Source organism: Streptomyces violaceus (assembly GCF_036014075.1).
GTDB lineage: Bacteria > Actinomycetota > Actinomycetes > Streptomycetales > Streptomycetaceae > Streptomyces > Streptomyces violaceus.
In genome coordinates, this window is record NZ_CP107911.1 from 483,644 (window position 1) to 505,263 (window position 21,620).

General features: G+C 71.2%; 19 protein-coding genes. 8 read left to right on the forward strand and 11 right to left on the reverse strand.

Going from position 1 to position 21,620, the window contains the following annotated elements:
- Positions 1–112: 112 nt before the first annotated feature.
- The 4 genes from prcB to OG542_RS02230 all read right to left on the reverse strand — a co-directional run bounded on the left by prcB (position 113) and on the right by OG542_RS02230 (position 5,743).
- Positions 113–961: a proteasome subunit beta gene (gene prcB / locus OG542_RS02215; RefSeq protein WP_328407698.1), complete on the reverse strand. Its 849-nt coding sequence runs from the start codon at positions 959–961 to the stop codon at positions 113–115.
- Between the two features lie 92 nt (positions 962–1,053).
- Complete coding sequence (locus OG542_RS02220; protein WP_328407700.1) at positions 1,054–2,547, reverse strand: hypothetical protein; 1,494 nt, start codon at positions 2,545–2,547, stop codon at positions 1,054–1,056.
- A 104-nt stretch (positions 2,548–2,651) separates the two neighbouring features.
- Complete coding sequence (locus tag OG542_RS02225; protein WP_328407702.1) at positions 2,652–5,006, reverse strand: glycoside hydrolase family 65 protein; 2,355 nt, start codon at positions 5,004–5,006, stop codon at positions 2,652–2,654.
- Complete coding sequence (locus tag OG542_RS02230) at positions 5,003–5,743, reverse strand: HAD family hydrolase (RefSeq protein ID WP_328407704.1); 741 nt, start codon at positions 5,741–5,743, stop codon at positions 5,003–5,005. The genes OG542_RS02225 and OG542_RS02230 overlap by 4 nt, the downstream gene beginning before the upstream one ends.
- 75 nt (positions 5,744–5,818) lie before the next feature.
- Here OG542_RS02230 and OG542_RS02235 point away from each other — a divergent pair, with 75 nt between their 5' ends.
- Both OG542_RS02235 and OG542_RS02240 read left to right on the forward strand, forming a co-directional pair.
- Positions 5,819–6,475, forward strand: coding sequence for a nucleoside/nucleotide kinase family protein (locus OG542_RS02235; RefSeq protein WP_193482651.1), 657 nt, complete (start codon positions 5,819–5,821; stop codon positions 6,473–6,475).
- 2 nt (positions 6,476–6,477) lie between these two features.
- On the forward strand, positions 6,478–7,083 hold the full coding sequence (locus OG542_RS02240; RefSeq protein WP_328407706.1) for a hypothetical protein: 606 nt from the start codon (positions 6,478–6,480) through the stop codon (positions 7,081–7,083).
- A gap of 13 nt (positions 7,084–7,096) precedes the next feature.
- Here OG542_RS02240 and OG542_RS02245 read toward each other — a convergent pair whose 3' ends face one another.
- From OG542_RS02245 to OG542_RS02265, 5 genes are all read right to left on the reverse strand, one after another.
- Complete coding sequence (locus OG542_RS02245; protein ID WP_311129380.1) at positions 7,097–8,929, reverse strand: hypothetical protein; 1,833 nt, start codon at positions 8,927–8,929, stop codon at positions 7,097–7,099.
- A gap of 51 nt (positions 8,930–8,980) precedes the next feature.
- Positions 8,981–9,883, reverse strand: a complete 903-nt coding sequence (locus OG542_RS02250) for a carbohydrate ABC transporter permease (protein WP_193482648.1) — start codon at positions 9,881–9,883, stop codon at positions 8,981–8,983.
- The gene (locus OG542_RS02255) at positions 9,880–10,791 is read right to left on the reverse strand and encodes a carbohydrate ABC transporter permease (RefSeq protein ID WP_311129378.1); all 912 of its coding nucleotides are present in this window, start codon (positions 10,789–10,791) and stop codon (positions 9,880–9,882) included. The genes OG542_RS02250 and OG542_RS02255 overlap by 4 nt, the downstream gene beginning before the upstream one ends.
- Positions 10,792–10,931: 140 nt before the next feature.
- Complete coding sequence (locus OG542_RS02260; protein ID WP_193482646.1) at positions 10,932–12,254, reverse strand: extracellular solute-binding protein; 1,323 nt, start codon at positions 12,252–12,254, stop codon at positions 10,932–10,934.
- A gap of 274 nt (positions 12,255–12,528) precedes the next feature.
- Positions 12,529–13,650, reverse strand: a complete 1,122-nt coding sequence (locus OG542_RS02265) for an ROK family protein (protein ID WP_311129377.1) — start codon at positions 13,648–13,650, stop codon at positions 12,529–12,531.
- 240 nt (positions 13,651–13,890) lie between these two features.
- On the opposite strand from OG542_RS02265, the gene OG542_RS02270 reads away from it, so the two are divergent.
- The 3 genes from OG542_RS02270 to OG542_RS02280 all read left to right on the forward strand — a co-directional run bounded on the left by OG542_RS02270 (position 13,891) and on the right by OG542_RS02280 (position 18,627).
- On the forward strand, positions 13,891–14,790 hold the full coding sequence (locus OG542_RS02270; RefSeq protein ID WP_328407710.1) for an N-acetylglucosamine kinase: 900 nt from the start codon (positions 13,891–13,893) through the stop codon (positions 14,788–14,790).
- A 204-nt stretch (positions 14,791–14,994) separates the two neighbouring features.
- A complete protein-coding gene (locus OG542_RS02275; RefSeq protein ID WP_328407712.1) occupies positions 14,995–16,911 on the forward strand; it encodes a phosphatase PAP2 family protein in 1,917 nt (638 codons plus the stop codon).
- Positions 16,912–17,079: 168 nt separating this feature from the next.
- Positions 17,080–18,627: a phospholipid carrier-dependent glycosyltransferase gene (locus tag OG542_RS02280; RefSeq protein ID WP_328417722.1), complete on the forward strand. Its 1,548-nt coding sequence runs from the start codon at positions 17,080–17,082 to the stop codon at positions 18,625–18,627.
- Between the two features lie 33 nt (positions 18,628–18,660).
- On the opposite strand, the gene OG542_RS02285 is transcribed toward OG542_RS02280, so the two are convergent.
- Entirely contained in the window at positions 18,661–19,062 is a 402-nt protein-coding gene (locus OG542_RS02285) for a DUF3662 domain-containing protein (RefSeq protein WP_328407714.1), read from the reverse strand.
- Positions 19,063–19,116: 54 nt separating this feature from the next.
- Complete coding sequence (locus tag OG542_RS02290) at positions 19,117–19,278, reverse strand: hypothetical protein (protein WP_328407716.1); 162 nt, start codon at positions 19,276–19,278, stop codon at positions 19,117–19,119.
- A 132-nt stretch (positions 19,279–19,410) separates the two neighbouring features.
- On the opposite strand from OG542_RS02290, the gene OG542_RS02295 reads away from it, so the two are divergent.
- From OG542_RS02295 to OG542_RS02305, 3 genes are all read left to right on the forward strand, one after another.
- Positions 19,411–20,352, forward strand: a complete 942-nt coding sequence (locus OG542_RS02295) for a MurR/RpiR family transcriptional regulator (protein ID WP_311129373.1) — start codon at positions 19,411–19,413, stop codon at positions 20,350–20,352.
- A gap of 260 nt (positions 20,353–20,612) precedes the next feature.
- Positions 20,613–20,993 (forward strand): hypothetical protein, encoded by a 381-nt coding sequence (locus OG542_RS02300; protein WP_184586931.1) that lies wholly within the window; start codon positions 20,613–20,615, stop codon positions 20,991–20,993.
- 42 nt (positions 20,994–21,035) lie between these two features.
- Entirely contained in the window at positions 21,036–21,602 is a 567-nt protein-coding gene (locus OG542_RS02305) for an antibiotic biosynthesis monooxygenase (RefSeq protein WP_328407718.1), read from the forward strand.
- Positions 21,603–21,620: the final 18 nt, after the last annotated feature.

A 21,620-nucleotide genomic window follows, 5' to 3' on the forward strand; every position in this document is an offset into this window, starting at 1 on the left:
GCACAGCCTTGTGCCATCCTCGGGTACTTGCAACTGGCGTGCAGTAAAGCCCGCGGCAGGTCTTGTCCACGGAACCGAAAACTCCGCACGGCCCGGGGCCCCGCGGCCGGTGTCACACCGCGGCGTTCGGCCCGTCCGGCCGGCTGCGGCGCTGCTCGACCATCTCGCGGCTGAGCTCCTCCGTCTCCGTCTCGGCCAGCCGCTCGAAGCCGTCCTCGGTGATGACGGCCGCGATGGGGTAGATGCGGCGGGTGATGTCGGGGCCGCCGGTGGCCGAGTCGTCGTCCGCCGCGTCGTACAGCGCCTGGAGGGCGGCCAGGGCCGCCTCGCGCCGGGACATGCCGGGGCGGAACAGCTTCTTCAACGCGCCCCGGGCGTACGGCGAGCCGGATCCCTCGGCGTGGAAGCCGAACTTCTCGTAGCGGCCACCGGCGACGTCGAAGCTGAAGATGCGGCCCCGCCCGCCCTCGGGAGCCGCGGGGTCGTAGCCGGCGAGCAGCGGGACGACGGCGAGGCCCTGCATGGCCTGGCCCAGGTTGTTCCGGATCATGGTGGCCAGCCGGGTCGCCTTCCCGGCGAGGGTCATGGGGACGCCCTCGACCTTCTCGAAGTGCGTCAGCTCGACCTGGTAGAGCTTCACGAGGTCCACCGCGAGCCCGACGGTACCCGCGAAGGCCACCGCGGTGAGGTCGTCGGCGGGGTGCACCTTCTCCAGGTCACGCTGGGCGATCAGGTTGCCCATCGTCGCCCGCCGGTCGCCCGCGATCAGCACGCCGTCGCGGTAGGTGAGCGCCAGCACGGTCGTGCCGTGCGGGGCGCCCTCGACGCGGACGCCGTCCGGGAGGATCCGGCGGGTGCTCAGCAGTTCGGGGCGGTGAGCCGCCAGGAACTCCGTGAAGGAGGAGGAGCCCGGAGTGAAGAACTCCTCCCCCAGCCGGCCCTCGTGATCGCCCGTCACCATCCGGCTTCCCCCCTCGTCCGTGACCGTCAACCGACTCCTACCTGAACGGGGCTCACGGGAAACGCCGGTGGGGGCAGGAGCCCCGCGTGGGGTCAGGGGCCGTCCCGCTGCGGCCGAGGTGCGACACGGACGTCCAGGTCCGAGATCCGGTGGACGGGCCAGGTGCGGGCGTAGCGGGGCGGAGTGCCGTCGGCCGGTGCGAGGTGGGCGACCGGTAGACGGTCCGCGGTGCGCAGGATGTCTCCCACGGTGGTGTTCTCGTTGTTGCCGGACGTCGCGCCCGAGGAACAGCCGGTGTAGTAGCCGATCGGGATGGACTCGTGGCCGGTGAGCAGGCAGGGCGGGCGGACGCCGAGCCGGTGCAGTGCGCCGGCGGTGCGGTCCCAGTCGCGGCGGCTCTCTGTGTTGCGGGACACGGCGCCCTCCAGGACTGCCATCTGCACCGCGAGGTGCGCGGCCAGACCGAGTGCGACCAGCACGGCGCCCACCGGCCGCCATTTCCCACCCGGCTTCCTGACCAGGTGCCACAGGGCGTCGGCGACCGGGATCGCGAGCAGCGCGTAGGCCGGCTGGAGGAAGCGGGGCGCCGCGTAGCCGATCATGAACAGGTACGGCAGTGCGGCCGTGGCGGCGCAGGCCAGCGGAACCAGGGTCCGTCCCAGGCGCCGGGCCCGGCCCGCGACGACCAGCCCGAGGCCGGCCAGTACGGGCAGGACGAACCACCAGAGCATGACCAGGGGGTTGGGCATCGGCCCGGTGCACGGCCGGCACAGGGCCCGGCCGCCCAGGCTGCGCAGCTGGTCGTCGACGGCGATGTGCCAGCCCAGCCCGCCCTGGATGCGCGAGGCTTCCGACAGCCGCTCCCCCAGGCCGCCGTGGCCGACGTAGGCCTCGATCACCCAATCCACGGCGCCCGCCGCGAGGCCTGCCGCGAGCACGAGGAGGAGTCGCCAGTGGCGGCGCACCAGGGCGAAGACCAGCAGCGGGACGGTCACGTAGACCGCGTCGGTGGGCCGCATCCACGCCATGAGCGCGGCTCCTGCGGCGACACCCCACAGGGCCGCTCGGGCGGAACGTTCCTCCCTGACCCGCAGGAAGCAGCCCGCGCAGATCAGGGCGCCGATCGCGACCCAGTAGTTGGGCATGGCCTGCGGACCGTAGAAGAGGGTCACCCACAAGGAGGCGAACAGGGCGCCGCCGACGACCAGGACGCGGGTCGGGAACAGGCCCCGCCAGGCCCGCAGGGCCAGGTAGAGGGCGAGGCCGGACAGCACGGCGAGGTAGACGCGCAACAGCGGGACGGACGACGACCAGGACGCCACGGGCGCCACGAGCAGCGAGACGCCTCGGGAGCGCGGTGCGCTGAAGAAGGCCGCCGGAGTGTCGGAGGTGACCTGGCTGACGTAGACGATCTCGTCCCAGCCGAGGCCCAGCACGGGCCGGACGAGGACGAGCTGCGCGAGGGTGAACACGCCGGCCACCGCGGCGAGCGCCCGGTCGCCACGGGCTCCGCGGAGCGTGCCCGACGCGGCCGTCTGCTCGCGTCTTCGCCTGCGAACGAGGATGGCGTTCGCGCCATCGACCATGTTCCGCCCCTTAACTCTGATGATCAGAAAACACGATCAAGCTAACCCGTGGGGCGGGGGTATGCAGGGCGAAATACAGCCAATTGCCTGATTCCGGGTGAGCGTCAGCGAGCGTTCGGGGCGCGGTGCTGGGGCTGGCTCGGGGCCGGGCGTTGTGTCAGCGAAGGAATGGGGCGGTCCACGGGGGCGCCTTCACTGACCGTCAGCTCGGTGCCGTGGTGATGGAGCGTCAAGGGGGGACCGGAGCTCAGGGTGTAGGTGGCGCGGTCGGCGGTCAGCTCCACGCGCAGGCACCGGCCGAGGAACCCTACCGTGAAGGCCAGCCGGCTGAACCTCTCGGGCAGGCGCGGCGCGAACCGCAGGGTGCCGTCGGCGCACCGCATGCCGCCGAACCCGGCGACCAGCGCCATCCAGGTTCCGGCCAGCGAGGCGATGTGCAGTCCGTCGCGGGTGTTGTGCTCCAGGTCCCCCAGGTCCATCAGCGCGGCTTCGGCCGTGTAGGCGTAGGCCAGGTCCAGGTGACCCGCGCGGGCGGCCATGACGGCCTGGACGCACGCCGACAGGGAGGAGTCCCGCACGGTCAGCGGCTCGTAGTAGGCGAAGTTGCGGGCGATCTGCTCCTCGTCGAAGAACTCCTCGAAGAAACTGCCGCAGGTGTACATCGCCAGCACCAGGTCCGCCTGCTTGATCACCTGCTTGCGGTACAGGTCGAAGTAGGGGAAGTGGAGCATCAGCGGGTACTGGTCCGGGCCCGTGCGGGCGAAGTCCCAGCGCTGGTAGCGGGTGAAGCCGGCGTGCTGTTCGTGCACGCCGAGTTCGTCGTTGTAGGGGACGTGCATGGCCTCGGCGGCGTCCCGCCAGGCGGCGCTCTCCTCCTCGTCGGCGCCGAGCCGGGCCGCCTGGTCGGGGTGGCGTTTGCAGGCGTCGGCGGCGGCCAGCAGGTTCGCCCGGGCCATGAGGTTGGTGTACGTGTTGTCGTCGGCGATCGCGCTGTACTCGTCCGGTCCGGTGACGCCGTCGATGTGGAAGGCGCCCCGGTCGTCGTGGTGACCGAGGGAGCGCCACAGCCGGGCGGTCTCCACCAGAAGCTCCACACCGACCTCGCGTTCGAACCTCTCGTCGCCGGTGACCGCCACGTACCGCACGACGGCGTCCGCGATATCGGCGCCCACATGGAAGGCGGCTGTGCCGGCCGGCCAGTACGCGGAGCCTTCCGAGCCCTCGATGGTGCGCCAGGGGAACGCGGCGCCGCGCAGGCCGAGTTGGGCCGCGCGTTCCCGGGCGGCGGGCAAGGTGTCGAGGCGCCAGCGCAGTTCCTCGGCTGCGGCTTGCGGCGCGGTGAAGGTCAGCAGGGGCAGGACGAACGCCTCGGTGTCCCAGAAGGCGTGGCCGTCGTAGCCGGACCCGGTGAGCCCCTTGGCGGGGATGGCGCGCTGTTCGGCGCGGGCGCCGGCCTGGAGGACGTGGAAGAGGGCGAAGCGGACGGCCTGCTGGATCTCCTCGTCGCCGTCGATCTCGACGTCGGCGCGTCCCCAGAAGTCGTCGAGGTAGGACCGCTGGTCCTTCAGCAACCCCCACCAGCCGCTGTGCGCGGCCGCCGCCAGCGCCGCCTCGACCTGGTCGCTCATCGCGGGCCGGGAGCGGACGCCGGACCAGCCGTGTGCGACCAGCTTCTCCACGCGCAGCCGCTCTCCCGGTTCCAGCACGGAGGTGACGGTCAGCCGGGCCACGTCCACGTTGCTCTCACTGCCCGTCGTGGTCCGTTCGGGGCCGGTGACGACGTGGTCGGCGGCCACGGCGACCCTGAGGCCGCTGCGGCGGGTGCGGTGGACCAGGCGCAGCCGGCTGCCCGAGGCGGCATCCTCCTCCGGTTCCAGTGGCGACTTCAGCGCCTTGGCGGCGCGCGGGTCGCCGTCCGGCTCGGGCAGGCTCTCGTTGGCGACCAGCTCAGACTGGACGACGACACGGGTACGGCTGTCGACGGGCTCCACCTCGTACGCCACGGCGGCGATCGCCCGCTGGGTCAGGGACACCAGCCGCGTGGAGCGCACCCGGACGGTCGAGCCGGCCGGGGAGGTCCACTCGCAGACTCGTTCCAGCACGCCCCGCCGTAGATCCAGGGTCCGCTCGTGGGTGACGAGCCGTCCGTAACGCAGGTCGAACGGCTCGTCGTCGACCAGGAGGCGAAGCACCTTGCCGTCGGTGACGTTGATGGACGTCTGGCCCGACTCCGGGTAGCCGTACCCGGCCTCGGCGTACGGCAGCGGATGCAGTTCGTGGACGCCGTTGAGGTAGGAGCCGGGCAGGCCGTGGGGTTCGCCCTCGTCGAGGTTGCCGCGCCAGCCGATGTGGCCGTTGGACAGGGCGAACACGGACTCGCTCTGTGCCAGGACGTCGAGGTCGAGTTCCGTCTCGCGCACGGTCCACGGCTCGACCGCGTACGTCCGTTGCTCGATCACTCCCGGCCTCCCAGCTCGTCGAGGTCCTTCACGACCACGTCGGCGCCGTGCGCGTACAGCGCGTCGGTCTGTCCGACACGGTCGACGCCGACGACGTATCCGAACCGGCCCGCGCGGCCCGCGTCCATGCCGGCCAGGGCGTCCTCGAAGACGGCGGCCGCGGCCGGTTCGACTCCCAGGTCCCCGGCGGCGGCCAGGAACGTGTCGGGGCGCGGCTTGCCGGGCAGCTCACGCTCGGCGGCGACCACGCCGTCGATCCGTACGTCGAAGAAGTGCTCGGCGCCGATCGCGCGCAGCACGTCCCGGCAGTTGGCGCTGGAGGAGACGATGGCGGTGCTCAGGCCGTGGGCGCGGACCGCCTCCAGATAGCGCAGGGTGCCGTCGTAGGCCTCGACCCCGTCGGTGCGGATCTTCTCCAGGACCAGCTCGTTCTTGCGGCTGCCTAGCCCGTGGACGGTCCGGGCGCCCGGTGGGTCGTCCGGGTCGCCGTCGGGCAGGTCGATGCCCCGTGAGGCGAGGAACGTGCGCACACCGTCGGCGCGTGGCCGGCCGTCGACGTACTCGTCGTAGTCGGACGCCGCGTCGAACGGCCGGTAGTCCTCGCCGTCGCGCTCGCGCAGGAAGGCGTCGAACATCTCCTTCCAGGCGGCCGCGTGCACGACGGCCGTCTTGGTGACGACGCCGTCGAGGTCGAAGAGGCAGGCGTGGATGTCTTCGGGAAGACCGAGCTGCGTCATACAAGTCCGGTTCCCCGACCGGCGATGTCCAGTGAGTGGCGCACGCCACAAGCACGAGGTGACACACTCTGCCGTGTGCCGCTCGCCTTCGACGAACTCGTCCACCGCGCCCGCGCCCTCCCCCGGGGCGGCCGGCGCGCGATCCTCGGCATCGCCGGCAGCCCCGGCGCGGGCAAATCGACGCTCGCCGAGCACCTGGTGCGGGAACTGAACGGATCCGGCGAACCCTGGGTCGCGCACGTCCCCATGGACGGCTTCCACCTCGCCGACACCGAACTGGAGCGGCTCGGCCGCAGGGACCGCAAGGGCGCGCCCGACACGTTCGACGCGGCCGGGTACGCGGCCCTGCTGGGGCGGCTGCGCGAGGAGAGGCACGACGACGTCGTGTACGCGCCCGGCTTCGAACGGGTGCTGGAGCAGCCGCTCGCGGGGGCGATCCCGGTCCCGCCGTCGGCCCGTCTCGTCGTCACCGAGGGCAATTACCTGCTCCTGGACACCGACGCCTGGGCCCGGGTCCGCCACCGGCTCGACGAGGTGTGGTTCTGCGAACTCCCCGAGCGGGAGCGCGTCCGCCGGCTGGTCGCCCGCCACGAGCAGTTCGGCAAGTCCCACGCGGAGGCGGTGGCGTGGGTGTCGCGCTCGGACCAGCCCAACGCCGAGCTGGTCGCAGCGACCCGGGGCCGGGCCGACCTGGTGGTGCCGGAGTCGGCGCTGCCGCGCGTGGAGACGTGACCATGGGCCTGGACCTCACGGTGCTGGCGGTCGACTGGGAACGGCTCGAGAGGACGCCGTTCGAGGAGCGGTACGCGCTGCTCGAGGATGCCGCGATGCCCGAGGACGAGCTCGACCGGTACGCGGAGCCGCAGCGGGGCTGGGTGTGGCCCGCCGCGTCGAACGTCCCGTGGTGCGGCCGGTACGAGTTCCACAGCACCCCCGGCTCCTACAAGCCGCACTTCTGGGCGGGGCAGGCCTGGGAAGACGTACGGGGGCATGCCGGCCCGGAGTCGCGTGAGCGCCTGGACGCGTTCCTGCGGGAGCTGATCTGGGACACCGACACCGAGGACGCCTCGGTCTCCGGCCTGTTCCCCGCGGACCCCGACCCCTGGCACCGTCGGCTGCTCCTCGTCTGCCCACCCGCGACCGTGTCCGCACTGGCCGGGCACTGGGCACGAGCCGAGCCCCTGCTGGAGGACCTGCGCGTGCCGTACGGCACGCATGCCGCGTGCCCGGGGCGGTGGATCGAGGACTTCGACGAGTTCTCGGTGCTGCTGCGGGAGTGGGGCGTGGTGGTGACCGAGGCCGAACGGCGCGGGTGGGGGCTGGTCGGCCTGCCCCTGTGAGGCCTGGGCCGCCTCACGCGGACAGCGTCAGCTCCGGTTCCCCCGCGGCGTCGCCCGCCGTGTCTCCGATCACGGCCGTGAACGCCTCGGTGCGGATCCTGAGGCCCGTCCCGGCGCGCTCGAACACGGGGGTGAACGCGTCGTCGCCCGGGCCGTATCGCACGGCGAAGACATGCAGGTCCTCGGGGGCACCGGGGGCCGGTTCGGCCTCCAGGGCGGTCGAGGTGAGCAGGTGACTCCAGCCCTCGTCGGGGTTGCCGTAGCCGCGGGGGTCGGCGGCCAGGGCGAAGGCGGCCCGCTCCTGGGTGAGGTCCGTGCGGGCGTCGAAGTGGTGCGGGTCGCCGGGGGCCGGGTGGGTCAGGCGCAGGTCCGCCGCCGCCGTGGCCCGGGGTTCGGCGGTCCTGCGGACCCTGTCGCCGTCGTCCGTGGCATACGGCAGGCCGGCCAGCAGGTACGGCGTGCCAGGGAGGCGCTCCACGGCCACCGTCGTCCACAGGTTCGTGCCGTCGGTGACGTACAGGGACCGGACGTGGCGCAGGACGTGGTCGCGGCCGACGACCGGCTTGGTGACCAGCTTGGCCGTCAGCCCGCCGGCGCGGACGTCCCGTACGCGGACCTCGCCCATCGGGCGGCACATCAGGAAGCCGTCGGTCACCGGACCGAAGCCGTGCTGGCGGCCCACGGCTGCCGGCAGGTAGTAGGTGCCCGCGGCCTCGACCAGTGACGGGGTCATGCGGCTGTCGAAGGCCACCGACACCGTTCCGGCGCGCAGTTGGTGACGGGCCGGGGTCGTCGAGGGGGTGCGGTACCAGCGCGTGGGGTCCTGGATCTGCCAGACCAGCATCCAAGCGAAGTGGCCGTCGACCCCGCCGTCCGCCTTGCACGCGTGGCGGGCCCAGCGGCTGTCGCCCCGGTAGCGGCCGAGGTCGGAGCCGATGCGGGCACTGAAGTAGCGCAGGCCCAGCACCGACTCGAAGGCGGAGTGCTGCTCGCTGTAGCGCGGGCCGCCGTTGTCGAAACCGCCGTTCGTCAGGCGGGCGTCGAGGTAGCGGGCGAGCGCGTCGCCGTCCTCGGCGAAGATCTCCTCGCCGCTGACCCGGTGGGCCTGGGCCAGGAAGGACAGCGAGATCGGACCGTAGTTGTTGTCGTAGGCGCCGCCGTGCTCGGGCGGCAGAAGCGCGCCCCGGTCGCGGACCCGGTGGGCTCGGATCTTGTCCTCGTAGAGCTCTATGGCCTGGCGCCGCAGCGACTCGCCGTCCGGGGAGGGCAGGTGGCGGGCCAGCATCAGGCCGCCGACGATACAGCCGATGGCCTGGTTGCCGGCCTCCTGCGGGTTGAAGAACGTCGCCTCCGTCAGCCAGCGCCAGTAGCCGTGCGCCACGTCGAGGAGCCGGGTGCGCTGTTCGTCGTCGACGAGGCCGTCCGCCGCGTCCAGGACGTTGACCGCCTGGAGCAGGGCCCACACCGTGCTCGGCCAGTCGCCGATGGGGTGCGCTCCGGCTGCCAGGGTGTATCGGGCGTACGGCAGGCCGGAGTCGCGTACCCGCAGGTTGGGGTAGCCGGGGTTGTCCTCGGTGTACACCCGCTCGTCCAGGTGGAAGGCGAGGCTGCGGCGTACCGCCTCCGGCAGGCGGGGGTCCTTGCCCCGCTGCCAGGCGAGCGCCAGCAGGGCGGTGATGCCCAGGGAGGTGTCGCCGATGTCGTCGACACAGTCGGGGTGCTCGAGGTTGCCCTCCGGCGTCATGCGGGCCAGGGCCTGCTCGGTGACGTCGGCGAGGACGGCGTCGTACGCCTCCGGGGTGTCCGGGAGGTCGTGCAACGGGCCGCGCTGGTGAGGGAGGTGCACGGGTGGGTCAGCCCTTCATGCCTGAGGTGGCCATGCCGTGGGTTGTCGGGGTCAGTCTTTCAGTCCGGCGTTGATGTCGGCGTTCATGACGTAACGCTGGAAAACCAGGAAGACGACGATCAGAGGGATCATGGAGATGACCGATCCGCCGAGCACCACCGACCAGTTGATGTTCTGCGCCCCGACGAGGCTCTGGATGCCGATCTGCACGGTGAACTTTCCGGGGTCGTTGAGCATCAGCAGCGGCCAGATGTAGTCGTTCCACCGCCACTGGAACGACAGGATGGCGAGCGTCAGCATGATGGGCCGGGAGATCGGCACCATGATCCGCAGGAAGATCGACAGTTCGCGGGCGCCGTCGATGCGGGCGGCCTCGATGAGCTCGTCGGGGACCGTCAGGAAGAACTGGCGGAACATGAAGCACCCGGTCGCGGTGAGTACGGCCGGGAGGATGATGCCGGCGAGCGAGTTGTAGAGGCCGAGGTCGCGGACCACCAGGAACTGCGGGGCGAGCATGACCTCGGACGGCAGCATCGTGGTGGCCAGAATGCCGATGAAGAAGACCTTGAGCCACTTGTTGTCGTACTTGGCCAGCGCGTACCCGGTGCAGCAGCTGACTCCCACCGTGAGGATCGTCGCGATCACACACACGATGGTCGTGTTGATGAAGTACTGGGAGAAGTTGGCGCTGTCCCACGCCGCCTTGTAGCCCGACACGGTGGGGTTTTGCGGAAACAGCGTCAGCGGAAGGGAGAACAGGTCTCCCGCCGGCTTGAAGGAGCTGAGTACGAACCACAGCACCGGCAGCCCGTAGAGGGCCGCCAGGACCCAGAGCAGTGTCGTCGCGGGCACCGCGCGCCGAAGCCCACCGCCGACCGCGCCGCGGGGCCGCTTCCTGGGAACAGCCCGTCCGGGCTCGGAGTCGACCGGGCGTGGCATGTCTGTGGTTTTCATCGGTTCTCCACCCGCCGGTTGACGATCAGCTGCATGAACGCGACGGCCATCAGGATGAGCATGAGCACGAACGACGCGGCGCTCGCGTAGCCGATCTGGCCCGACTTGAAGCCGGTCTGGTAGATGTACTGGACAAGCAGGTTGTTCGACGTGCCGGGGCCGCCGTTGTTGAGGGAGGCGAACAGCGGGTATTCCTTCATCCCGTGGATCGTGTTGAGCAGGATGACGATGAAGGACGTCGGCGCGATGCTCGGCAGTGTGATGCTGATGAACTGGCGCCACGGACCGGCGCCGTCGAGCGCGGCCGCCTCGTAGTACGACGTCGGTACGTTCTTGATCGCCGCGATGAACAGCAGCATCGAGAAGCCCGTCCAGGCCCAGGATGCCGCCACCACGACCACGATCAGTGACAGGTCCGCGTTCGACTGCCACGGAACGGCGCTTCCGCCGACCTTCTCGATGAGGTAGTTGACCAGTCCGAAGTTCTCACCGAACAGCCACCGCCACAGGACACCCACGACGATGGGCGACAGAAGCCACGGGATGAAGAAGAAGACGCGGGCGACCGACACGCCCTTGGCGTGCTTGCTCACCAGCACGTTGGCGATGAGCAGCGAGAACACGAAGTTCAGCGGCACGAAGAGCACGGTGTACAGCAGCGTCCGGGTCAGCGCGTCGAAGAAGATGGAGTCCCCGAACAGGTGGCTGTAGTTGTCCAGTCCGACGAACTGGAACGCCCCTACGCCCGTGTAGTTCGTGAAGGAGTAGACGAGCCCGATCACCGCCGGCCAGACGAAGAACAGCGCGAAGAGCACGGCGTTGGCCGCGATGAGGACGAGCGGCGCAAGGGTGTACTTACTGCGGCTCCTGGGCGGGCTCGCGGACACGTCCGGGGCGCGTTTGGTCATCTTCCTGACTCCGTGCTGGTGGAATGGGTTCCTGTGGGCTCAGGCCATGAGCCCGGCATCGCGGGGGTCCCGAGGGCCTGTCCGGCCCTGGGCCGGGCGGCGGTGTCTCGACCCCGCCGCCCGGGCCTGTCGGCCTGCGCTCAGCCGCCGACCTGCTGGTTGTAGCCGGCCACGATGTTGTCCAGCGCCTTGTCGACCGACTGCTGGCCGTTGATCGCCTTGCCGAGCTCCGTCTTGGTCGGGTCCTCGGTGAGGCTCTTGCCCTTCAGCACCCAGTTCGTCTGCGCGGTGTTGAAGTAGCCGGAGATCGGGGCGTACAGCGGGATCGACTCGTTGTACAGCTTGAACGCCGCCTGCGCCGCCTCGGACTTGAAGGGGTACTTCGGGTTCAGACCGCTCTCGACGGGCAGGAACCCGGACGCCTCGCACAGCGCCTGGTAGTGGGCCGGCTCGTACAGCCAGGACAGGAACTTCGTCGCGGCGGCGGCCGCGTCGCCGTTGTTGTTGAAGCCCACCGTCATGCCGCCGCTGTTGACGTCGCTGGCCTGCACCGGCTCGGCGGGAGTCGGGACGCTCGCCCAGTCGAACTTCTTGATGCTCTCCGCGAAGGCGGGCACCTGCCACACGCCGGACCAGTAGGCGACCACGTCACCGCTCTGGAACATGGCCGACGGGTCGGCGCCGCTGGTCCACACCGACTTCGGCATGGTCTTGTCGTCGTTCATCTCGACGAAGCTCTTCACGGCCTTCTTGGTCGCGGCGTCCACCGAGAACTTGCCGGAGGAGTCCGCGTGGACGTACTTCCCGCCGAGCTCGTACACCATGGCGCGGAGCCGGGAGGGCGACTGGTCGAACGTGAGGGAGTACTTGGCGCCGGTCTTCTCCCGGACCTTGTCCGCCGCCTTGATGAATTCGGTCCAGGTCCAGGTCTTCTGGGGCGAGGTCGGGACGGAGACGCCGGCCTTCTTGAACAGCGTCTCGTTGATGAACAGGCCGGACGCGGTGATGTCCGAGGGGATGGACAGCACCTTCCCGGACGAGTCCTTGGCGATGAAGTTCTTGTTGATCTTGTTGCTCTTCTTGTTGGCGATGGAGCCTAGGTCGATCAGCTTGTTCGCCCAGATCGGGTCCAGCTTCGGCACCGCCGCCACGTCGGGCAGGGAGTTCGCCTGCGCGGCGTTGCGCAGCTTCGCGTCGTAGCCGTCGTAGGGGATGTTGACGAGGTTGACCTTGACGCCGGTTTCCTTCTTGTACTGCGCCACCATCTTCTTCCAGCCCGCGTCCTGCCCCGGAACCGTGGAGATCCAGAACGTCAGCGACTTGGAGGTCCCGCCCGAGCCGGAATCCGACCCGCAGGCGGAGAGCAGAAGGGCACCTGCCGTGGCCACGGCAGCGAGGGGAACAACGCGGCGTATGCCGCCGCGGCCGAGCCGGCGGGAGCGCCGCACACCCAGACTGGTCATCTTCAATCCCTTTTCGTCGTAGCGGAAGAAGCACGGCGCCAGCCGAGGCGGCACGGGTGCGTTTTGCGGGAAATTTCGCTTTCCGGGGGCACGGCCTCGCCCGGCCGCGTCGCCTTGACGGGTGGGGTCCCCGGCCATGACGGCCGACGTCGCACAAGCACGCCCTCGTGCGACTGCCGTACTTCGTGTACGGGCGGGAGGCTCACCCGGAGTCGGCGTCCCGGCCGACTCAGAAAGCGCTTGTCCGGACATTGGCAGACCGATGGCGCAGCCGTCAATGCTTCGCCCGCACAGCTCCGGTCACGGTTTGAATTCCATGGGCGACCGCGAGCCTGCCGGCGCCCGCGACCGTGCCGGTGTCCCCCACCACGCTGCTGACCACCTCGGTGGGCCAGCTCAGCCGGGCCAGCTCGGCCCGCACCCCGGGCAGGAGCTGCGGATCCGCGCCGGTGGCGCCGCCCAGCACGATCAGTCCGGGGTCCATGACGGCGACGACGGCGGCGGCGAGCCGGCCCACGTCGGCGGCGTGCGTGTCGAGGACGGCACGGGCCGTGGCATGCCCCTGCCCGGAGAGGGTGAGGAGCCGCTCGGCGGTGCGCGGGCGGGGGCCGTCGGTGTCCTGCCAGGTCTCGGCCGCCCGGCGGAGCAGGGTGCGCGATCCCATGCGCTGTTCCAGGCCTTCGTAGTGCGGGGCGCGGCTCTCGTCCCAGGGGTAGGGCAGCCGGGCCACCTCGCCGGCGGCGCCGTTCGCACCGCGCAGGACCCGGCCGCCGATGACGACGGCGAGGCCGATGCCGACGCCGATGCGCAGGTAGCCGAAGGTGTCGCGGCCGACGGCGGCGCCCTCGTGCAGTTCGGCGAGCGCGGCGCAGTTGACGTTGTTCTCCAGGTGGACGGGCACGCCCTCGGGCAGGGCGACGGCCATGGCGTCGAAGACGGGGCCGGCCTTGGCGGTCGCGGGGCGTTCCCCGGCGCCCTCCCCGTCGCGCGTGGTGACATCACCGACGGCGACGACGACGGCCCGCAGCGGGGCGCCGGCGGGCAGCGCGTCGAGGACCTCGCGGACGGTGCCGGCGGCCTCCTGCCGGGAGCCGGTGCCCTCGGCGAGCAGCGTGCCGTCCAGCGCGCAACCGCGCACCCGCGTCTTGGCGGGTCCCAGGTCGACGGCGAGCACGGCACCGGCGGCCGGGCCGAGGCGGTAGACGGCGGCGCTGCGACCGGTGCCGCCGGAGGCCCGCCCGGAGTGGGCGGCGAGCTCGACGGCCTCGAGCTCGGCCACGGCGGTCGAGACGGTCGGCTTGGAAAGGCCCGCACCGGCCGCCAGCTGGGGGCGGGTGGCCGTGCCCGCCTCGGCCAGTACGTCGAACACCACACGGGCACTCTCACTCAGGTGCATGGTCTCCCCAGGTCGTGCTGCGGCCGTGCTGGGCGGTCGCAAGGGTGGCGCGGCATCGGGAATTCCGTGCCTCTTGACGCACCCTACTTCGTTAGTTAACTTCCTAACGAACTTCACGGTACTCGCCTGCCGTGGTCGGCAGAAGCCCGTCCCGGGGCTTCCCTACCTCTTCAACTGCCGTGGTCCGACGGATACTTCGCCTGCCGTCCGCCGTGACCGCGCAACGACGAAAGAGGCTCCGTGCAGGACTCCACGCCTTACGCGGTCGGTATCGACGTGGGCGGCACCAAGACGCATCTGCGCGCCTTCGCGGGCGGCGCGGACGTCGTCGATCATGTCCGCAGCAGTACGGGATGGCGACCGCACGACCCCGGGGCCGCCGCCGACTGGCTGGCCGGCCTGATCGCCGACGCCCTGCCTTCGCCCCTGGGCCCGTCCGCTCTCGCCGTGGGCGGTCACGCCTGCGAGACCCCACGCCAGTGCGCGGGCATCCGGGCCGCTCTTCAGGAGCGGCTGGGGGTGCCCGCGCTCGTCGTGGGCGATGCCGAACTGCTCGTCCCCGCCGCGGGGCTGGACAAGGGCGTCGGTCTGGTCGGCGGTACCGGTTCGGTCGCGGTGGGGCGGTTGCCCGACGGCGGTCCGGTCCAGGTCGGCGGCTGGGGTGCCGTACTCGGCGACGAGGGCGGCGCGGCCGGCCTCGTCCGCGAGGCCGCGCGGGCCGTCTGGGCCGCGCACGACCGCGGCGAGGAGCCCGACGCGCTGGCCGCCGGACTGATCACCGCCTTCGAGGTGGCCGAGGTGCCCGCGCTCGGCGCGGCGCTGGAGGCCGCCACGGACGTCTCCGCCGAGTGGGGCCGGCACTCCCCCGTGGTGTTCACCGCCGCCGAGTCGGGCTCGCCGCTCGCCCGGGCCGTGATCACCGAGGGCGGCCGCGCCCTCGCCGCGCTCGTCGTACGGCTCGCCCGGCGCGGGGTCGCGGTGGACGACGTGGTGGTGGCGGGCGGCACGGTGCTGGCCCAGCCCGCGCTGTACGAAGCCTTCACCTCCGCTCTCGCCGAAACCCTGCCCGCAGCCCGGCCGCACCCCCTGCGCGTGCCGCCGGTCGAGGGCGCGGTGGCGCTGGCCCGTTCGCTCCTGTGAGCCGGGCGGCCGCCGTTCATGTTCCGGACACCGGCCCGTGGCCGTTCCCTCTGCGAAGGGTCACAACACGGCCGTAGATCTTCGCTCGTACGCAACAGGTGCCACAGAAGTCGTCAGAGGCACCCTTTGTCGCACACGCAGCATCACCTCCCGGCCGTACAGCCGAAGCACCCGTCGCAGAACTCAAGAGAGAGAGGCGCACCCATGCCGTCACCGGCCGGGCACCGCACCACCGCAACCGTCGACAGGCGGGGCTTCCTCAAGACCTCCCTCGGGACCTCGGCGGGCCTGCTCGCCGCGCCGACTTTCGCCACGTGGCTCACCGCCGCCGATGCGAAGGCCGCCACCGGTCCCGCCGCGTTCGTCGACGACTACAAGTCGAACGTCACGACGAACCCGACCCCCGAGACCAACGCGGTCGTCCGGATCCTGGGCGGCATGGCGAAGGTGTGGAAGACCGGCGGCGTCTGGGACACCGGCCGGGTCCTGGACCGCGAGGTGCTGCGCGCCAACATGCGCTACTGCGCCCGGATCACGACGGCCCGCACCGAGGCGCAGGCGAAGGAGGCCTTCCTCTACGACCGCCAGCACCAGAGCTACGCCATGATCGCCGGTCTCGGCCCGCTCGCCGAGCTGTACAAGAACGGCTCCAAGGCAGTCACGTCGATCACGAGCGCCCCGGACGGCACGCCCGCCGGCAAGATCAACGACGCCGTGCCCGCCGATGCCCCGGCCGGATCCGCGCTCGGCGCGGGCTCCTACGACTCGGAGCTCGGCAAGGTGGCCAAGCTGGTCGACACCGTGCGCGGGCCGTTCGCCTCGGGCAACCCCGCCAAGTTCGCCTTCCAGTACCCGCGTCCGTGGCGGATGAACGAGGACAGCGAGGTCGTCGACACCGGGAAGAAGGACGCCCTCGGCTACCCGGTGTACGACTCGGAGGTGGTCGTCGCCACGCAGCTGCTGCGCCAGCGCTCCGAGGACCCCAAGGAGGACGGTGGTTTCCCCAGCGGCCACACCAACGCCTTCCACCTGGCCGGACTCGCCTACGCCTACGCGGTGCCCGAGCGGTTCCAGGAGCTCGTGACGCGGGCGTTCGAGCTGAGCCACACCCGGATCATGTCGGGCATGCACTCCACCGTCGACGTCATCGGCGGCCGGATCATGGCCACCGCCCTGACCGCCGCGACGCTGGCCGACCCGGCGAACGCGGAGCTCAAGGCGGCGGCACGCGCCCAGGCGCTGGCGTACTTCACGCAGAAGACGGGCACGACGCCGGACACGCTGTACGACTTCGCACACGCGGACGCCGGTGACGGGTACGCCGACCGTGAGGCCAACGCGCGTACCGTCGGTCCCAAGCTCACGTACGTCTTGCCCCGGCGCGGCCGCAAGGACCCGCTCACCGTGCCGAAGGGCGCGGAGGCACTGCTGGAGACGCGGCTGCCCTACCTGGACGCGGCCCAGCGGCGCGAGGTGCTGCGGACGACCGCATTGCCCTCCGGGTACGTCCTGCTGGACGGCTTCGAGCAGTGGGGCCGGCTGAACCTGTTCGCCGCCGCGGACGGCTACGGCGCCTTCGACCGCGACGTCGCCGTGACGCTGGACGCGGCGGCCGGCGGCTTCCACGCGGCCGACACCTGGCGCAACGACATCGAGGGCGACGGGGGGCTGACCAAGCGGGGCACCGGCGCGCTCACCCTCACGGGCCACAACCGCTACCACGGCGGGACCGTCGTCGAGGACGGCGTGCTGGTCGCCGCATCGCCGGGCGCCCTGGGGCAGGGCGACGTCCGGGTCACGGGCGGCACGCTCCGCGCGGGCGAGGTCCTGCGGGTGCGCGGCTCCTACGTCCAGGAGGACGAGTCGACGCTGGAGCTGCCGCTCCGCAAGAACCACGGCCCGGCGCTCACGGTGAGCCGGCGGGTCCTGCTGGACCGGGGCAGCGTGCTGTCGCTGCGGCTCGACACCGAGCGCCCGCCGGTCGCGGGGACGACCGTCCCGGTCCTGTCCGCTCCGGCACTGCGGGGCGGGTTCGCCCGCGTCGAGCTGGATTCCGACACGCTGCGGGCCGTGCCCGTGCACACGTCGGAGGGACTGTCGGTACGACTCGTGCGGCGGTAACGCCGTGCGCGGCGGGGGCTGATACAGAGTGGGTCCATGAGGGACCTCCGGTTCGCTCCCGCCGTCCCGCGGCCGCTGTCGCTGTCGCCCCCGTCACCGGCGGGGGCCACGCGTAGGCCGGCCGGACGGTGGCCGGTGCCGCTCCTGGTGGTCGTGCTGCTCGCGCAGATGGCCTTCGCGATGGTCACGACCGCCGTGCGGCAGACCCCGACCATCGACGAGCCGGTGTACGTGGGCGCGGCCGCCGAGTACACGCACGAGCACCGGTTGCGCCACAATCCCGAGCATCCGCCGCTCGGCAAGCTGGTCATCGGCGTCGGGGTGGCCCTCGCGGATCCGCGCATCGACCCCTCCTTCACCGGAGACCAGGGCAGGCTGGGACGGCACCTGCTCTACGAGTCGGGCAACGATCCGTGGCGGCTGATGCTGTGGGCCCGCCTCCCCGTGATCGCGCTGACGCTGCTGTTCGGTCTGGTCGTGTTCTCCTTCGCCCGTGAACTGGCCGGGGCGGCAGGGGCGTTGACCGCGCTCGCGTTGTACTGCTTCTCCCCCGACGTCATCGCCCACGGCTCACTAGCGACGCTCGATGTGCCGGCCGCTGGTTTCGTGCTCACGTCGGCGTGGCTGCTGTGGCGGGCCCGCCACAGACCCCGGCTGTACGTACCGCTCGCCGGGGTGGCGCTGGGGGCTGCCCTGGCGACGAGGATAAGCACGCTCCCCGCCGTACCGGTGTGCATGGCGCTGGGGGCTGTATCGGTGTGGCACGCGTCGGCGGGCAGCCGGGGCCGGGCTCTGGCGCGGGCGGTGGCGGGCGCGGGTGTCGTGGCCCTGGCCGCGGTCGCGGTCGTGTGGGCCACGTATGTGATGGTCGATCCGCGGCTGCGGTGGGCTCCCGAGCAGCATGTGCCGACCGTGCGGGGGGTGCGAGGGCTGCTGGTCGAGATGTTGCCGTTCCCGGAGGCGTACCGGGACGGGATGCGGGTCCAGTTCGGTCTGGAGAACCGTCCGTGGCGGGGCTTTCTCTTCGGCCGGCTGTACTCGGGCTCGCTCTGGTACTACCTGCCGGCCGCGCTGCTGGTGAAGACGCCGCTGGGGATGCTCGGCCTGTGGGTCTGCGGTGCGGTGGTGGTGATCGCGGTGCGGCGGCTGCGGCCGGCGGCGCCGTATGTGCTGGCCGCTCCTGTGGTGCTGCTGCTGGTGGCCATGCAGGGGGCGCGGGACTTCGGCACGCGGTACGCCGTCTTCCTGCCGCTGTTTCTCGCGGTGGCGGCGGGTTGCGTTCTCGTGGTGCGACGGCTGTGGGTGTCCGGTCTGGCGGGGGCGCTGGTGGTGTTCGTCGCGGTCAGTTCGGTGCGTACGTTTCCCTGCTATCTGCCGTACTCCAACGAGGCGTTCGGCGGACCGGGCAGGACGCGGGAGCTGTTGCACGACTCCAATGTGGACTGGGGGCAGGATCTCGGACGGCTCGCGGAGCGGTTGCGGGAGGAGCGGTATGCGGGTGAGCGGGTGTGGCTGGTGTACAAGGGCAGTGGGGTTCCGGCCTTCTACGGGATCGAGTCCGCCGATCCGCGTCGCCTGCCCGTCGGTGAGGTGCGGGGGTTGCTGGTGGTGTCGGACTCCGCGGCCGCGAAGGCTACGGGGCGGCTGGCCGGGTTGATCCGCAGCAGCCGCCCCGTTGACGATGTCGGGCACTCGATCACGATCTATCGCCGTTGAGCGTGCGTCCAGTTCTCAATGTCCGCGGCATTCTCAATGTGCCGCGTCGAAGAAGCCGTCGACGCTCACGTGCTCCAGGACGCGACTGGCCACTCGGTAGCGGCCGTTGGGGACCTCTGGGCACCTGGCGACGTGTACCGCCAGCGGGCCCGCGAACTCGTAGCCCTTGCGTTCCGCGTGGCGAGCCAGGCTGTCGGTGAGGGCCTGGCACACGTGGGTGCTGTGGCTGGCCAGTCGGTCGTGCACCTCGTCGGCGAGTTCCACGTCGTAGGCGTTGGGGACCATGACGCGGCCCTGCCCGCACACCACGGTGTTGTCGTCGCACTCGCGTCGCAGGGCGTCGACGACCTCGACCGGGTCCTTGTCGAGGACCCGCGCCCACAGGGCGTCCCAGCGATTTTCCAGTGTCTCTTCCAGCGCACTCAGCGCGCCCATACGGTGTCACCTGCCGGAGCTTCGTCGGTTCGGTCGGAGTGGCCGGGGGTGGTGCTACCGCTCGTCGTAGTCGTCGGGGCGCACCTCCGCCTCCTCCAGGGCCTCGCGCAGCGTGCGGCCGGTAGCGCCCGGCGGCCGGGACGGGTTCTCGTCCCGGTGCTCCAGGAACTCGTCCGTGGTCTGCGTCTTGGGCCGGTTCTCCTCGGGGACGGTCATGCTGGTGGCTCCTTTCGGGATCTTCTGTGGCGGCGGGTTCCCGCGCCGCCTTCGGGTATCCACGCGCCGGGCATCTCATGTGCTGTCCGGAGAAGCCCTGGTCACCACGGTGCGTGGGCTATGTTGAACGCAATGGGAGACGAAGGAGGCGCACCGGTGCCATCGCCGCAGCAGGCACGCGCACAGGCATCCGCGATCACCTCGGGGAAGGCCGCACCCGAAACGGAGGTCTCCCCGTCCTCCCAGCTGCGAACGCTCTTCGACCGTCCCCGGCTGTCCCCGGGCCAGCGGCGCATCGCCCAGTACCTGATCGAGCACATCACCGAAGCGGCGTTCCTGTCGATCACGGATCTCGCCGACCGGGTCGGCGTGAGCCAGCCCTCGGTGACGCGGTTCGCCTCGGCCGTCGGCTTCAGCGGGTACCCGGCGCTGCGGGAGAAGCTCCAGTCGATCGCGCTCGGCACCCTCGCGGGCGGCCCGGCCGAGGAGATCCGGGGCAACGAGCTGCAGGCGGCGGTCGACGCCGAGATCGAGAACCTGGAGAACCTGCGGCGGGACCTCGCCGATCCGAACCTGGTGATCGACATCGGCCGTCAGCTGTCGTCGTCGACCCCGCTGACCGTTCTCGGCCTGCGCATCTCCGTCTCGCTCGCCGAGTACTTCGCCTACGCGGCCCGGCGGATCCACCCGGACGTACGGCTCGTGACCCGGGGCGGCAGTGTCGCCTACGACGCGCTGCTGCAGTCGCGTGAGGCGGGCGGTACCTGGGTGCTGGCGTTCTCCATGCCCCGGCACGCGCAGGAGACCCTGACGGCCGTGCGCGTGGCACGGGGTGCCGGGCTCAAGGTCGCCCTGATCACCGACCTGGCGCTCGGGCCGCTCGCGGACGAGGCCGATGTCGCCTTCGCCACCGGCACCGGATCGCGCCTCGTCTTCGACTCCTACGCGGCCCCTGGCGTGATGTGCTCGGCGCTGTTGCAGGCCATGACGGACGCGGACCCGGAGCGGACGCAGGCCCGTCTGGAGGAGTACGAACAGGTCGCCGACCAGCACCATTTCTTCCTCAGGGACTGAGGGACAGGCAGCGGGACCAGACAAAGGGGCCATCCACAACAAAGCGCGCATGAATGTTTTCATGCTCCTTGCAAACCGGATGGCATATATAAATACTGCTCACGGATCGCGACCCGGCCCTTCCGGATCCGTTCCGCACCCGAGGAGGCCGGGGCCTACCCACTCCGGCGTCCCGGGTTCCGTGGCGGCCCCGGCCATCCCCTAGGCCGGGGCCGCCCCGACCCGTCGTCCACCCTCACGACGCCGCACACCCGGAAGCGATGATCATGCCCTTGACGTCCACGCGCATCAGCCCGGACTGGCCCTGCCAGGTCAAGACCCCCGGGAGCTACGACTGGGAGCGCTCGGCGGCCAGGTGGCTGCGCGAGCTGGTGCCCACGCGCTACGGCGGCTACCCCGTGTTCATCCGCCACCCCGTCCTCCTCGCACGGCACGCCCAGATCCAGGTCCAGCAGGAGATCCGGGTGGCCCGGACCGCTCTGCAGACCGCCCGCGCCGACCTGCCCGGTCTTGGCCTGCACGAGGGCGTCATCGAGCACACGATCAAGCTGTACGCGGCCGAGGTCATGCAGTTGCAGCACATCGCGCGCAGCGTCCGGGCGGTCACCCAGGCACTGGTGGAGGCGAACCGCCAGCCGTGACCCGGGGGCATGACCCGCGTCGTGCGTGGCACACGTGAGGGAATGAGCACCACCGACGTCCGGCGCGTAGAGCCGGTGACCACGGTCCTGACCTGGCAAGTGCGCCCCGGCCATGAGCGGGAGTTCGAGGAGTGGACGCGTGGCATCACCCGCTGCGCCAGGCAGTTCCCGGGCAACGAGGGCGTCTCCTGGCTGACACCGGAGGACGGCCACCGCTATCACGCGGTGCTGCGCTGGTCCGACCAGCACCGGCTCGCCGCCTGGCTGGAGTCCGAGGAGCGGGCGCACTGGCACCGCAAGATCGAGGACATCGCCACCGAGGTCAGCAGCGAGCGCCAGTCGACCACCGGGATGGAGACGTGGTTCAGCCTGCCGGGCACCACGGTGCAGGCCCCGCCCCGGTGGAAGATGGTCCTCACGACGTTCCTCGGCGCCTATCCCTTCACGCTCCTCATCCAGTGGCTGGTGACGCCGCAGACCACCGGCTGGCCGCTGCCGCTGCGGGCCGCCGTGTTTCCCCTGATACTGCTGCCGGTGCTGACCTACCTGGTGATGCCGCGGCTCAGCCGGCTGCTGCGGCTGTGGCTGTATCCGCGCGACGGCCACTGACCAGCGCGGGGAGTCGGC

Bases quoted from the DNA above. Each gene is read 5' to 3' on its own strand.
- OG542_RS02295 (WP_311129373.1), top strand. From the start codon at position 19,411: ATGGGAGACGAAGGAGGCGCACCGGTGCCATCGCCGCAGCAGGCACGC.
- OG542_RS02230 (WP_328407704.1), bottom strand. From the start codon at position 5,743: ATGACGCAGCTCGGTCTTCCCGAAGACATCCACGCCTGCCTCTTCGAC.
- prcB (WP_328407698.1), bottom strand. From the start codon at position 961: ATGGTGACGGGCGATCACGAGGGCCGGCTGGGGGAGGAGTTCTTCACT.
- OG542_RS02260 (WP_193482646.1), bottom strand. From the start codon at position 12,254: ATGACCAGTCTGGGTGTGCGGCGCTCCCGCCGGCTCGGCCGCGGCGGC.
- OG542_RS02240 (WP_328407706.1), top strand. From the start codon at position 6,478: ATGGGCCTGGACCTCACGGTGCTGGCGGTCGACTGGGAACGGCTCGAG.
- OG542_RS02280 (WP_328417722.1), top strand. From the start codon at position 17,080: ATGGCCTTCGCGATGGTCACGACCGCCGTGCGGCAGACCCCGACCATC.
- OG542_RS02255 (WP_311129378.1), bottom strand. From the start codon at position 10,791: ATGACCAAACGCGCCCCGGACGTGTCCGCGAGCCCGCCCAGGAGCCGC.
- OG542_RS02285 (WP_328407714.1), bottom strand. From the start codon at position 19,062: ATGGGCGCGCTGAGTGCGCTGGAAGAGACACTGGAAAATCGCTGGGAC.
- OG542_RS02305 (WP_328407718.1), top strand. From the start codon at position 21,036: ATGAGCACCACCGACGTCCGGCGCGTAGAGCCGGTGACCACGGTCCTG.
- OG542_RS02275 (WP_328407712.1), top strand. From the start codon at position 14,995: ATGCCGTCACCGGCCGGGCACCGCACCACCGCAACCGTCGACAGGCGG.
- OG542_RS02290 (WP_328407716.1), bottom strand. From the start codon at position 19,278: ATGACCGTCCCCGAGGAGAACCGGCCCAAGACGCAGACCACGGACGAG.
- OG542_RS02250 (WP_193482648.1), bottom strand. From the start codon at position 9,883: ATGAAAACCACAGACATGCCACGCCCGGTCGACTCCGAGCCCGGACGG.
- OG542_RS02265 (WP_311129377.1), bottom strand. From the start codon at position 13,650: ATGCACCTGAGTGAGAGTGCCCGTGTGGTGTTCGACGTACTGGCCGAG.
- OG542_RS02220 (WP_328407700.1), bottom strand. From the start codon at position 2,547: ATGGTCGATGGCGCGAACGCCATCCTCGTTCGCAGGCGAAGACGCGAG.
- OG542_RS02300 (WP_184586931.1), top strand. From the start codon at position 20,613: ATGATCATGCCCTTGACGTCCACGCGCATCAGCCCGGACTGGCCCTGC.